Source organism: Microthrixaceae bacterium (genome assembly GCA_016702505.1).
Classification (GTDB): domain Bacteria; phylum Actinomycetota; class Acidimicrobiia; order Acidimicrobiales; family Iamiaceae; genus Aquihabitans.
On sequence record JADJDU010000003.1, the window covers coordinates 398,989 to 412,334 of the forward strand.

General features: G+C 67.3%; 12 protein-coding genes. 6 read left to right on the forward strand and 6 right to left on the reverse strand.

Annotated features, from left to right (window positions below):
• Positions 1-112 precede the first annotated feature (112 nt).
• The 3 genes from IPG97_04970 (at position 113) to IPG97_04980 (ending at position 3,153) form a co-directional block, all read left to right on the forward strand.
• Positions 113-934, forward strand: a complete 822-nt coding sequence (locus tag IPG97_04970; protein ID MBK6855913.1) for a sulfite exporter TauE/SafE family protein — start codon at positions 113-115, stop codon at positions 932-934.
• Positions 935-1,260: 326 nt separating this feature from the next.
• Entirely contained in the window at positions 1,261-2,364 is a 1,104-nt protein-coding gene (locus tag IPG97_04975; GenBank protein MBK6855914.1) for an aldehyde dehydrogenase family protein, read from the forward strand.
• Positions 2,365-2,493: 129 nt separating this feature from the next.
• Complete coding sequence (locus tag IPG97_04980) at positions 2,494-3,153, forward strand: enoyl-CoA hydratase/isomerase family protein (protein MBK6855915.1); 660 nt, start codon at positions 2,494-2,496, stop codon at positions 3,151-3,153.
• 97 nt (positions 3,154-3,250) lie between these two features.
• On the opposite strand, the gene IPG97_04985 is transcribed toward IPG97_04980, so the two are convergent.
• The 3 genes from IPG97_04985 to IPG97_04995 all read right to left on the reverse strand — a co-directional run bounded on the left by IPG97_04985 (position 3,251) and on the right by IPG97_04995 (position 6,110).
• Entirely contained in the window at positions 3,251-4,681 is a 1,431-nt protein-coding gene (locus tag IPG97_04985; GenBank protein MBK6855916.1) for an NAD-dependent malic enzyme, read from the reverse strand.
• Positions 4,682-4,761: 80 nt separating this feature from the next.
• On the reverse strand, positions 4,762-5,307 hold the full coding sequence (gene pyrE, locus IPG97_04990) for an orotate phosphoribosyltransferase (GenBank protein ID MBK6855917.1): 546 nt from the start codon (positions 5,305-5,307) through the stop codon (positions 4,762-4,764).
• A 47-nt stretch (positions 5,308-5,354) separates the two neighbouring features.
• On the reverse strand, positions 5,355-6,110 hold the full coding sequence (locus tag IPG97_04995) for a histidine phosphatase family protein (GenBank protein ID MBK6855918.1): 756 nt from the start codon (positions 6,108-6,110) through the stop codon (positions 5,355-5,357).
• 201 nt (positions 6,111-6,311) lie between these two features.
• Between IPG97_04995 and IPG97_05000 the strand changes: the two genes are divergently transcribed.
• Positions 6,312-7,115: an AAA family ATPase gene (locus IPG97_05000; protein ID MBK6855919.1), complete on the forward strand. Its 804-nt coding sequence runs from the start codon at positions 6,312-6,314 to the stop codon at positions 7,113-7,115.
• The gene (locus tag IPG97_05005; GenBank protein MBK6855920.1) at positions 7,112-7,474 is read left to right on the forward strand and encodes a hypothetical protein; all 363 of its coding nucleotides are present in this window, start codon (positions 7,112-7,114) and stop codon (positions 7,472-7,474) included. Before IPG97_05000 ends, IPG97_05005 begins: the two co-directional genes overlap by 4 nt.
• 44 nt (positions 7,475-7,518) lie before the next feature.
• Here IPG97_05005 and IPG97_05010 read toward each other — a convergent pair whose 3' ends face one another.
• From IPG97_05010 to purF, 3 genes are read right to left on the reverse strand one after another with little or no spacing between them, the layout of a single operon-like run.
• Positions 7,519-9,354, reverse strand: a complete 1,836-nt coding sequence (locus IPG97_05010; protein ID MBK6855921.1) for a hypothetical protein — start codon at positions 9,352-9,354, stop codon at positions 7,519-7,521.
• Positions 9,355-9,369: 15 nt separating this feature from the next.
• Positions 9,370-10,401, reverse strand: coding sequence for a phosphoribosylformylglycinamidine cyclo-ligase (locus tag IPG97_05015; GenBank protein MBK6855922.1), 1,032 nt, complete (start codon positions 10,399-10,401; stop codon positions 9,370-9,372).
• Between the two features lie 27 nt (positions 10,402-10,428).
• Positions 10,429-12,102, reverse strand: a complete 1,674-nt coding sequence (purF, locus tag IPG97_05020; protein ID MBK6855923.1) for an amidophosphoribosyltransferase — start codon at positions 12,100-12,102, stop codon at positions 10,429-10,431.
• Here purF and dusB point away from each other — a divergent pair.
• On the forward strand, positions 12,101-13,285 hold the full coding sequence (gene dusB, locus IPG97_05025) for a tRNA dihydrouridine synthase DusB (GenBank protein ID MBK6855924.1): 1,185 nt from the start codon (positions 12,101-12,103) through the stop codon (positions 13,283-13,285). The genes purF and dusB overlap by 2 nt on opposite strands.
• Positions 13,286-13,346: the final 61 nt, after the last annotated feature.

Below are 13,346 nucleotides of genomic sequence, written 5' to 3' on the forward strand. Positions count from 1 at the left end.
GGGTTCCCGGTCTGACCTGCTGGTCGTTTTCCGGTATGGGGGTAGCCGCCCTTCCATTGGTGAGCCCACCGTCGGATCGATCCGCCACCACAGACAGGATCAGGGCCAACCGGTGGAAAGGGGACCTGACCGCCGGGCGCTTTACGCTGCCACGTGTGGTTACGGCGAGGCGATCGATCCGACGGGGGGAGTCCTGAGTCCTGGTCTGATCGCCATGATCGTGCTGGCCTCGGCCCTTGGTGCCGGGGTCAAGGGCGTAACCGGGATGGGCTATCCGTTGCTGGCCGTGCCGCTGATCAGCCTGGTCGGAGGCGTCGACGTAGCGGTGGTGGCCGTGTCCGCCCCCAACCTGGCCGCCAACATCTACCTGTGTTGGCAGGCCCGGGCCGGGCGCAGCGAAGCTCGGGACCTCGGTCGCCTGGTGGGGTTCGGCGTAGCCGGGGCCGCGGTGGGCACCGTTGCCTTGGTCAACATGCCAGACGACCCGCTGTTGGTTGTCCTGGCCGTGACCATCGTCGGCTTCGTCATCCAGTTCGTTCGCCACCCCGAGATGCACATTCCGCCCGCCACCGCCCGGCGCTGGTCCCCGCTGGCCGGAACTGTCACCGGACTCCTACAAGGCACGATCGGTGTCTCCGGCCCGGTGGTAGCGGCGTGGGTTCACCCCTACCGCCTGCCCCGGGACACGTACGTGTACACCATCACCTTGTTGTTCGGGGTCACCGGAGCCGTGCAGTTGGTGGTGCTGTTGGGCCAGGGTGAGATGACCGCCATCCGGGCCTGGGCATCGCTGGCCGCCGCGGCGCCCGCCGCGATCGCCCTGCCGCTGGGGGTGCGGCTTCGCCAGAGACTGGCTGGCCCCGCCTTCGATCGGGTGGTCCTGGCCGTGCTCGGAGCCTCAGCCTTGTCGCTGCTGGTCGAGGTGGTGGCCTGACCCTCGAGATCGGCATCGATGGTGTCGGCGACCATCGGTCCGGCACGGCCGAGGTGGATCCACAGCCGCCGCGGTACCGTCAGGAGCGGGTCCTGAGCACCCTGCTCGGCTGACCGTGCGGGACGGTTCGGCCAGCTCGCCGGCCCCGGGGGGGGGGGGGCGGGGGGCGGGGGCGCAGCCCCCGGGGAGAAAAAAAGAAAGGGGGGGGGGGGGGGGCCGGGCCGGCGGCGCGCCCGGCCGGCCCCCCGGGCCCCCGGCCCCCCGGGGCGGGCCCGGCCCGGCGGCCCCGGGGCTGGGCCCGCCCCCATCGCCACCCGGTACCGGTGGTGACGTTTCCCGCCACCGCGTGGACCGAGCCCCAGCCGGTGGGCGTCGCCCTCGTGATCGCCCCGTGGAACTACCCGGTTCAGCTCCTCCTCTCGCCGCTGGTTGGTGCCCTGGCGGCCGGGTGCTGTGCCCTGCTCAAGCCATCCGAGCTGGCCCCCGCCTCAGCCCGGGTCATCGCCGACCTCATCCCCCGCTACCTCGACCCCGAGGCCGTGATCGTGGCCGAGGGAAGTGTCGACGTGACCACCGCACTGCTAGCCGAGGAGTGGGACCACATCTTGTTCACGGGGAGCACACGGGTCGGCCGCATCGTGATGGAGGCCGCGGCCCGTCACCTCACCCCCGTCACGCTCGAGCTGGGAGGAAAGAGCCCCACCATCGTGGCCGCCGACGCTGACCTGGCCGTCGCCGCCCGACGGATCGCCTGGGCCAAGTACCTCAACGCCGGCCAGACCTGCATCGCCCCCGACTACGTGCTGGTCGAACACTCCGTCCAGGACCGCTTCACCGGTCTCCTGGTCGATGAGCTGTCCAAGCTGCGAGATCGGGCCGAGCCGGCGTCGATCGTCAACCACGACCACATCGCACGACTCGAGGGCCTGCTGGAGGGACACGGCGGCGAGGAGCTACTACCACCCAAGACCGACACGGTCACGCGGGTCATGGCTCCCGTCATCGTCCGCGAGCCCAATCCGGCGTCGCCTCTCATGCAGGAGGAGATCTTCGGCCCGCTGCTACCGGTTCTCGGGGTCGAGTCCATCGCGGAGGCCATCTCCTTCGTCCGGAGTCGCCCCAAGCCGCTGGCCCTGTACCTGTTCACCTCATCGGGCGACGTCGAACGCCGAGTACTCGATCGCACAAGTGCCGGCTCGGTGTGCGTCAACCACCTCGTGTACCAGGTGGCAGCACCGTCGCTTCCCTTCGGCGGCGTGGGTCCGTCGGGCATGGGGGCATATCACGGCAAGGCCGGCTTCGACACGTTCACCCACCACAAGCCCGTGATGCGCAGACCGACGCGCGGTGATCTGTCGGTCATGTACCCGCCGTTCTCGCCAGTGGTGCAGAACGTGCTGCGCCTCGTCACCCGCTGGCCTTGGCGCTGACCGGACAACAGCGACGCCACCACTTGACCAGATGGTCAAGCAAGCCGCCTAGGGTTGTCGCTCTGGCCCGTCGGGCCAGCGCGCCGGACCTGAGGTCGGACCGGAAGCTTCAACCGCACAAGGACCCCCATGATCGACCTGAGCCGCGACGGCGAGGTGTTCATCCTCCGCCTGGACCATGACGAGAACCGCTTCTCCCCCGACATGCTCGACGCCATCGGCACCGCCCTCGCAGAGGTGTCCAACGCCGAGGGCCCGCGGGCCCTGGTGACGGTGGGCACCGGCAAGTTCTTCACGAACGGCCTCGACCTGGACTGGCTCGGCGACAACCCGGACCAGATCCGCTGGTACCTCGACCAGGTCTGTGCCCTCTTCGCCCGAGTACTCACCCTGCCCTGCCCCACCGCCGCGGCGCTCAACGGGCATGCGTTCGGAGCCGGGGCCATGCTCTCCCTGGCCCACGACCACCGACTGATGCGGTCCGACCGTGGGTTCTGGTGCCTACCCGAGGTGGCGCTGAACATGCCTTTCCCACCCGGCATGCAAGCCCTCGTCCAGGGTCGCCTTCCCCGCCTGACCGCCCACGAGGCCATGATCACCGCCCACCGCTATGGAGCAGCGGAAGCCCTAGCCAAGGGAATCGTGGAATCGGTGCACACCGAGGACCAGGTGCAGACGGCGGCCATCGACCGGGTCAGGCCACTGGCTGTCCATGCCGGCCCCAACCTGGCCGGAGTACGCAGCCAGCTCCACGCCGACGTCTTGGACACCCTCCAACAACCCAACTGAGGCCGGTCGAAAAGTCCGACCTCTACGACTGGGCGGGGGTTCGGGGGTGGAGCCCTTTGTGGCGGAGCCCCTGAGACCTGCGGAGATCGGCTTTGGATCAGGCCTGGGCTCGGGTCACTCCGTCGAGGACAGCCGCTTCGGCCACCGCAGTGGCCACCAGCTCTCCGACGCGCATGTCGAACACCGACGGAATGATGAAACCGGGCGCAAGGTCCTCGGGAGACACGGCGCTGGCGATGGCCTCGGCCGCAGCCGTCTTCATGTGCTCGGTGATGGTGGTGGCACCGGCGTCGAGAGCACCCCGGAAGATGCCCGGGAAGGCCAACACGTTGTTGATCTGGTTCGGGTAGTCGCTACGCCCCGTGGCCATGACCGCGGCCAAGCCGGCGGCCGCCTCGGGCCGGATCTCCGGGTTGGGGTTGGACATGGCGAACACGATGGGATCGCTGGCCATCTTGCGCAGGTCGTCAGGTGTGATCAGATCGGGAGCACTGACCCCGATGAACACGTCGGCGCCGGGCAGAACCTCGGACAGGGTGCCGCTGATCTGCTCCGGGTTGGTGATCTCGGCGAAGCGCCGCTTGACCTCGTTCAGGTCGGTCCGGCCGCGGTGAACCGCTCCCTGACGATCGGTGGCCACGATGTTGTGCACACCAGCATTCATCAAGATCTTGGCGATGGCAACGCCTGCGGCACCCGCCCCGGCGATGACCACACGGATGTCGCCCATATGCTTGCCCACGATCTTGAGGGCGTTCTCCAAGGCGGCCAAGGTGACGACCGCGGTTCCGTGTTGGTCGTCGTGGAAGACGGGGATGTCGAGCAGCTCGTCGAGGCGCTCCTCCACCTCGAAGCACCACGGGGCGGCGATGTCTTCCAGGTTGATGCCCCCGAACACTGGGGCGATGCGCACCACCGTGTCCACGATGGCGTCAACACGGTCCTGCAACGGGAGGTCGCGACGGCCGGCGTCGATGCAGATGGGGAAGCCGTCGACCCCGGCGAAGTTCTTGAACAGGAGGGCCTTGCCCTCCATGACCGGCAGGGAAGCCTCGGGACCGATGTCTCCCAGGCCCAGCACCGCGGTGCCATCGGTGACGATCGCCACCGTGTTCTTCTTGATGGTCAGCTCGTGAACCCGTTCCGGCTTCTGTTCGATCTCGGTGCAAACCCGGGCCACACCGGGGGTGTAGGCCATGGAGAGGTCGTCGCGGTCAGCCACCGGCATCCGGGCCAAGACCTCGATCTTGCCGCCCTGATGCATGTCGAAGGTGCGATCGGAAACGGTGAGCACGTCGACACCGTCGAGGTGCTGGAGTGCGTTGCACACCACCTCGATGTGCTCCTCCGAGGAGCAGTTGACGATGAGATCCTCGTCCAGGTAGGTGTCACGGGCCTCGAAGCCCTCGAGGGCGACGATATTTCCGCCTACCTCACCAATGGCCGCCGCCAGTCGCCCGAGCGTGCCCGGGGTGTTGTCGAGCCGGACCCTGATGGTCACGGAGAAGGCAGCGGTAGGCGAGACCATGGGCCGACGCTAGCCGCGGGCCTTTCCGATACGACAACCGACAAGCGGTCTCGATCGCCGGTGGAACCGCCTCCGGCTCCTCAGCCCGCCGCCGAGTCCAAGTCGGGGCGCGACACCACCGAAGCCAAGGTCAAGCCCTCTGCGGCCAGCGCCTCGGCCCCACCTTCGCTGCGGTCGATCACGCACACCACGTCGGTGACGATGGCACCGATCGAACGAAGGTCGGCGGTGGAGAGCACGGCCTGCCCGCCCGAGGTGATCACGTCCTCCACCACCAGCACCCGTCGTCCGGCCACGTCGGCGCCCTCCGCGAAGCGGGCGGTTCCGTACTCTTTGGCCTTCTTGCGCACGAAGCACGCGGGCAGGCCGGTGACCCGGGCCAGGGCGGTCACCACCGGTATCCCCCCCATCTCCAAGCCGGCCAGGACCTCGACGCCCTCTGGTACCAGGGTGGCCATGGCCTCGGCGATGTCGGCGAGAAGCACCGGGTCGGACTCGAAGCGGTACTTGTCGAAGTACTCGTTGGACACCCGACCTGAACGCAACGTGAAAGTCCCGCTCAGGTGGGCGATCTCATGGATCCGCCGGGCCAGGTCGGCCCGGCGGGCAGGGTCGTCAATCGGCATGGTCGGACCGTAGCCCCCAACCCACACCCACCCGCTCCAGCCGTTGGTCAGCTCAGGTGGGAGACGTCGTTGTAGCCACGCACCACCCATCGACCCCGAACCGACACCAGCGTAGAGATGCTTCCGTTGTCGACGCCCACGAAGGCGAACCGCCGAGGGCTCTCCACCGCCTGGCGGATGGCCTCACCGATGACGCCGCCGTGAGAGAACACCACGATCCGTTGGTCGGGGTGAGCCGCAACCAGTCGGGCGAGCACACCGCGCACCCGACTGGTGAACGCTTCCATCGGTTCGGCGCCGGGGATCACGTCCCAGCGTTCCTCTTTGATCATCTGGGCGACCATTGGATGTCCTTCGGCGATCCGCTGTCGGTAGAGACCCCCGTCCCACTCGCCGAGGTGGACCTCACGGATGTCGGGCTCGACCACCGGGGTCATCCCGGTTGCGGCCAGCAGCGGCGCCGCCGTCATGGCCGTCCGACGGAGGGTGGAGACGTAGATGGCGTCGATGCGCGATCCACTCAGACGCTGACCGACCCGCTCAGCCTGATCGAGACCGTCTGGGGCGAGGGCGGGGTCTCCGTGACCGTCCACCAACGGGAACGGCTGACCCGGGACCGCGGGTTCGGACTCACCGTGCCGCACCAGCACGATCTCGGTAGCTCCCGTCGGGCGTTGGAAACGGGCCTGACGGTACCCGCCAGTGGCTTCGTCGATGCGGGGGCCGGCTGCCTCGGCCACCGCCGCAGCTTCGGGACCGGCCGGTCCGCAGGTCGATTCAACGGGGTTCGGCGAGTTGTCCATTCCGGCCGAACCTAGCGCCGCGCCCCTCCATCCTCCGACGCCTTGGATCCCGTGAGCCCTCGCCGTGGATTCAACCTGACCGGCCTCCGTCGACGCAGACTCGGAGGAGCCGACCGAACCGAAATGACACCATCACCCTCAGAAGTACAGGGCGGAGTCCGAGTTCTCCCCCACCTCCGTCGGGTGGCACACTTCTGGACCATGACCACCACCGCGGTTGCCAACCAGAAGGGTGGGGTGGCCAAGACCACCAGCGTCCACGCTCTCGGGGTAGCCATGGCCGAGATGGGGGCCAAGGTCCTACTGGTAGACCTCGACCCCCAAGCGTCGCTCTCGTGGGCCTGCGGTGTCGACCCCGAATCGTTGCGAGTCTCCATTCACGATGTGCTGCTCAACCGAGCGAAGCTGGCCGATGTCATCCACGAGGTCGCGCCGCCTGCACCGAGCGTGGAAGGCGGGGCAGTCGGCCAACTGCACCTTGTGCCCAGCACCATCGATCTGGCCGGTGCCGAGATGCACCTGCTCACCAAGACCGGCCGGGAGTACGTGCTCCGAAAGGCGCTGTCCAAGGTTGCCTCCAACTACGACCGGGTGCTGATCGACTGCCCACCCTCGCTGGGGATCCTCACCATCAACGGGCTCACCGCAGCCGACGAGGTGCTCATCCCGCTCCAGTGCGAATCGCTGAGCCAAAGAGGTGTGGGCCAACTCCTCGACACCATCGAAGATGTGCGGGACTACACCAACCCCGACCTTGCGGTGCGCGGCGCCATCGCCACCATGTTCGATGCCCGAACCCGCCTAGCCCACGAGGTCATGGAACAGGTCCGGGAGCAGTACCAGATCACCGTGTTCGAACCGCCGGTCCCCAAGTCGGTGAAGGTGGCCGAGGCACCGGGCCTGGGTCGGTCGGTGATGACCCACGCTCCCCGATCCAAGAGCGCACAGGCCTACCGGGAACTGGCCCTGCAACTGCACCCGCCGTCACGGACCAAGAAGCGATGACCACCTCCGATTCACCCCGATCCACCGCCAAGACCCCAGCCACCGGTCGGCGAAAGTCACTCGATCCCCAGGGCCGTCGGGCCCTGTTCGAGACGCCGGTCAGCGCCGCTCGAGACTCAATCCGCTCAGGCGAAACCCTCGAAGGCAAGGATGCCCTGTACTCCACCGGCCCCCGCCAGACCGGCACGGTGATCGTCAGTTGCTCGTCCTGCCAAGCCCGAACCCGAGTCAACCTCACCGATCTCGGGCTCCGCTTCCTCACCGGTACGGCCTGGATCCCCGGTCGGCGCGACGGTCACTGGATGAAGTGCCCGAGCTGTCACCACCGCTCCTGGTGCAGCATCTCCTGGCGCAGCTAAGGACCCGAGCGGATAGGCGAGCCGACCCATAAGCACGGTCCCGGTCAGAGCCGAGGCGGGTGAGACCAGACCTCGAGCAGCTCGATCTCGTCATGACCGCTCGGAAAGGTGATCTCCACCGACTCCACGGCCTGGTCCCCCAGGTACACCGTGACCGAGCCACCCCATCGATGGAGGTCACCAGCCGCCAGGGTCTCGACGCCGGTCGCGCTGTGAACGGTGATCCGATCGGGCCGGGGCAAGGAGGTGGCAGCCACCAGGGTCAGAGATCGGGACCGGCTTCCGGACACCGCTACTCGTACCGCCTCGCCGCTGTCGAACACCACCCCGGTGTCGCGGCGATCGGTGAGGCGCGAGAGGTCCAGTCGATCCTGGCCCGCTTCGACCTGCGATACCCGGGACTGCTCGGGCGGGGCCGACAACACCCGTAGGTACTCACCGCGGCGTTGATAGAACCGGGCCTCCCTCCACACCGGTGAGATCTTCGAGAAGTCGAACGCAGGCACCTCCCTGGGTGAAGAGTCGAACAACAGGGACCGACCTGACACCAACCCGGTCGCCGACGATTGATCGCCATCGTCGGGGTAGCCCTGGTCCAGGTGTGAACCGCGCAGGACCCCCAACCAATCCCCGGTCGCAGCCAGACCGGTCCCTTCGGGGAACGTCCGCTGAACGTGTTCACTGGCCGCCGCCCAATCCTCGATCGGGAGGTAGTAGCGCCCATGGGGAGCCGCTACTGCCCGACTCGACACCACCATCACCGCTACCGACAGGGCGACCAACGCCGAGACCCTGACACCAGCCCCCAACTTGGGCCGTACCCAGTCGACCAGCTCTGAGCCGGGAACGAGCACGGCAAGGGCGAGGGGTACCACCGCGAACGACGTGGTTCGAAGTGCGGCCGTGCCCAGGGCGACGTTCACGCCGAAGAACACCCCTGCACTAGCGATGCACACCAGCGCGAATCGACGGGATGACGACGAGATCGGAGCCAATGCCACCAGCGGTACCGACAAGAGCACCACCACCAGCAGGATGGTGACCGTGGACAGGTCGGCGAGGTCGAGCACCCGACTGCCGAGCAGGTAGGTGCGGATCGTGTCACCAACCGAATCGATGCTGGTGTAGGAGCGCCCGTAGATGTCGCCGTAGGTGGTGGTCTCCTTCCACAACTGACCCGCCACCGGCGCGTAGACCACCGCTATCGCCACCGCGGTCGCAGCACCCGCCATAACCACCCGCCGGGTTCGGGTGGCCGCCAGCAGTGCAAGCCACACCGGTGCTGCGAACATGACGAACGAAGGCAGGGTCCACGTCCCGATGAATGAGGCCACGCCCAGCACCACCGACGAGCCGGTCTCGGGACGTTCCAGGTGACGCCAAACCGCCATGCAGCAGAGCGTGGCCATCAGGCCGGTGACCGCGTATCCCCGGGCCTGAAGGGTCAGGTCCAGCCAGTCCGGGTTGGCGGCGAACAGTGCCACGAACACCGCGCCGGCCAGGAACCAGCCCCGACGCCAGAACTCAGCGAGCGCCACCGCCAACATGGCCACCGCTGCCACCATCGACCACATCCGCGCCCGGGCCGGATCCATCGATCCGGCACCGGGGGTCAGCGAGTTGATCAGGTTGAAGAAGATGTGGTTGTTGGACTGGTAGCGGGTGACCACCTCCCACGGACCCTTGTTACTGGAAACGACGATCGAGAAGATCTCGTCGTTCCACAACGAGCGGCTGGTCGCCAGCCGGAGGAATCGAGCCAGATGCACCGCCGATGCGGCCAGGAGCACCGTCGCCAACACCACCTCGGGCCAACGTTCACGGGCCAGACCGGTGAACCTGCCCCAAGACCGAGTTGCAGCCTCTGATTCTCCGCTCAACAGCTCACTCGACGGTCAGGAGAACCTGACGTCTCCGTGGCCGCGCACAACCGTCCCGATCTGGGTGGCGAGATGACCATTCGTCCGCAAGACGTCGATAGTGCGGTACGCGTCATCAGCGGAGACCACCACCACCATTCCTACGCCGAGGTTGAACACCTTGCGCATCTCGGCATCGTCGATATCACCGAGACGCTGGATCTCTCCGAAGATGCGTGGGGCTTCCCACGAGCCCGACTGCACCTCTACGTCGACACCCTTGGGCAGGATCCTGGTGAGGTTGCCGGCTAGCCCTCCACCGGTCACGTGGACCACGCCCTTGATCTGAACCTGGCGCAAGAGGGCCAGCACCGCGGGGGCGTAGATGACCGAAGGAACGAGGAGCTCCTCGGCCAAGGTGTGATGTGCTCCCTCGAAGGCGGGGCCATCGAGGGGAAGATCGGCCCTTTCGAGCAGAACCCGACGAGCCAACGAGTACCCATTGGACCGCAAACCGGGCGACGGCAGCGCTATCACCACGTCGCCGGGAGCAACGTGTTCCCCCGTGATCAACTGATCCCGCTCGGCCACGCCCACGGCGAAACCGACGAGATCGAACTCGCCGGGCTCCATGGCGCCTGGGTGCTCGGCCATCTCGCCTCCGATGAGCGCACACCCGGCCTGACGACACCCTTCGGCCACACCTTCGACGAGCTGTTCGATGTGATCGGGGTCGAGCTTGCCCACTGCGATGTAGTCGAGGAAGAAGAGGGGCTCGGCACCCTGGCACACCAGGTCGTCAACGCACATGGCCACCAGGTCGACACCGATCGTGTCGAAGCGTCCAGCAGCCTGAGCCACCAACGCCTTGGTGCCGACGCCATCGGTGGATGAGACCAACACGGGATTACGGAAACGATGGTTGGCGAAGCTGAACAAGCCACCGAAGCCGCCGATGTCGCCGATCACCTCGGGGCGGAAGGTCGAACGCACCTTCTCCTTGATTCGCTGAACGGCTTCTTCGCCGGCCGCTATGTCCACCCCGGAAGACTCATAGGTCTCGCCCATGTAATTGATCCCTCGATCTAGGTCGGTTCAGCCGCCCTGGCGGGCGTCGTCGGCAGGAAGCATGGCCGGAGCGAACAGCCCCGAGGTCACTGGTGCACCGATTCCCGAGGGCGCCTCCGGGGTGGCCTCGAGAACCCCCTTGGACAGCGACACCGGGACCGGCACCGGGTACTCGCCGGTGAAGCAGGCGGCACAGAACCCCGCACCCGGAGCTCCGGTGGACGCCACCAAGCGGTCCAGGGTGATGAACGCCAAGGTGTCGACGTCTAGGTAGTCGCGGATCTCCTCGACGGTGAGGTTGGCAGCCAGAAGTTCGCTGCGTCGACCGGTGTCGATGCCGTAGAAGCAGGACCACTTGATGGGGGGTGAGGTCAACCGAAGGTGGACCTCGGCCACTCCGGCTTCCCGGAGCATCTTGACCAACTGCTTCTGGGTGGTCCCCCGAACCACCGAGTCGTCTACGACGACCACCCGCTTACCAGTCAGGTTTTCGCGCAACGGGTTCAGCTTCATGCGTACCCCGAGAGCACGCATCTCTTGGCTGGGAGCGATGAACGTACGCCCGATGTAGCGGTTCTTCACCAACCCCTGCCCGTAGGGGATGCCGCTGGCCCGGGCATACCCCTCGGCGGCGGGCAGCCCCGATTCGGGGACCCCCATGACCATGTCGGCCTCGACCGGCGCCTGCTCGGCCAGCAACTCACCCTGGCGGACCCGGGCATGGTGGACGCTCTGGCCGTACAAACGGGTATCGGGGCGGGCGAAATAGACGAACTCGAAGATGCACAGCGAGGGGTTCAGGCGATCTTCGGGGAACGGGCGGCGCGAGGTCACGCCTGACTCGTCGATGATGACCATCTCGCCAGGCTCGACCTCACGCACGAAGTGAGCACCGACCACGTCCAGGGCCGGGGATTCAGAGGCCATCACCCAACCGCCTTCGAGGCGGCCGAGGCACAGCGGACGCAGGCCGTTGGGGTCCCGCACGCCGATGATGCGGTGCTCGTCCATGAACACCAGTGAGAACGCCCCCTCCAAGCGCGGTAGCACGGCGGCGACGGCGGCATCGAGGGTGGCGCCACGGCCCATCAGGGTGGGATCAGCGGCATGCCCACCCGACGGTGCCGACGGGTGGACCGAGACCGAAGCGGCCCGGTCGAGTTCGGCGGCAACCAGTTCGGCCACCAGGTCACTGTCGCTGGCCACCGTGCCGTCCAGCATCCCGGCTTCTCGGGCCAGCTCTGCGGTGTTGACCAGGTTGCCGTTGTGGCCGAGAGCGAACTGGGTGTCGCCCACCCCCCGGTATACGGGCTGGGCGTTCCTCCAAGTACTCGAACCGGTGGTCGAGTAACGGGTGTGCCCGATGGCCAAGTCACCGGTGAGCGGGGCCAAGGTGCGCTCGTCGAAGACGTGAGACACCAGGCCCATGTCTTTGACCACGGTGACCTGGTCACCATCGCTCACCGCCATGCCCGCCGATTCCTGGCCCCGATGCTGCAGGGCATAGAGACCCAGGTAGGTCATGTGGGCAACCGGTTGGCCCGGTGCGTACACGCCGAAGACCCCACAGGCCTCTTTCGGCGAGTCGTCGTCGGGGTCTCGGTGGGGGACCCCACCCAAGGGCTCGCGCACGATCCCATTGTCGCACGGGCACACATGAATGCCACCAATCCCAGCCAACCTGGCACCCTTGGGTCCCATGCCCGGGCCTCCGACATCGCCGTCCTCGACGGACACAGTTGCCACCGGCTCGCGCCCGGTGACAGCACCACTGGCCATCGGCCCCCTCGAGGTGTGGCCACCGGTGGTCCTCGCTCCGATGGCCGGGGTCACCAACGGGCCCTTCCGTGACATGTGCCGCAGCCACGGAGCGGGCCTGTACGTGAGCGAGATGATCTCGGCGCGGGGGATGGTCGAAGGCCACGAGAAGACATTCCGCCTGGCTCGGTTCGGCCCCAACGAGACCCCCCGCTCTATCCAGTTGTACGGAACGGATCCGACCGTCATGGGGGAAGCAGTTCGTCGGCTGGTCGGCGAACTGGGAGCCGAGCACGTGGATCTCAACTTCGGTTGCCCGGTCCGCAAGGTCACTCGCCACGGCGGCGGCGCCGCCCTGCCATGGCGCCGGCGCCTTTTTGCCTCGGTGGTTCGGGCCGCCGTCGACGGGGCCGGTCCGGTACCGGTCACCGTCAAGATCCGCATGGGCCTAGACGACGACCACCTGACCTTCCTGGATGCAGGACCGATCGCGCAGGACTCTGGCGCCGCCGCCGTCGCCCTTCACGCCCGGACCGCCGAGCAGGCCTACTCCGGGCGGGCCCGATGGGCAGCCATCGCCGAGCTCAAGTCGGTGGTGACCACCATCCCGGTGCTCGGCAACGGAGACATCTGGCTGGCCTCCGACGCCCTGAAGATGATGGCCGAAACCGGCTGTGATGGCGTGGTCGTCGGGCGGGGATGCCTGGGTCGCCCCTGGTTGTTCGCCGACCTCGCGTCCGCCTTCGACGGACGACCCTGCGATAGCGCCCCCTCGGTAGGCCAGGTGGTCGACACCATGGCCGACCACGCCCATCGCCTGTGTGAATGGCACGGCGAAACCACCGGTGTCCGCGACATGCGCAAACACGTCGGTTGGTACCTCCAGGGCTATCCGGTCGGACCGGCGGCCCGACGCCTTCTGGTCGAGGCCGCCACGCTCGAGGAGTTCTCGGACCGGCTCGACCAGCTCGACCGAACCGTGACCCTTCCCGTCGAGGCGGTGGGCCTTCCCCGCGGCCACCAACACGGCCCTCGCCCGGTGACCGTGCCGCGTGGGTTCTGGGACAACCGCGATGACGACACCCCGTTGGACCGGGCCGCCGATTCCGTCACCTCGGGTGGATGAGACCCGTATCCGCGCAGGACCGAAAGCGGATCAGACACCACCGGTGCCGCACCTATATGAC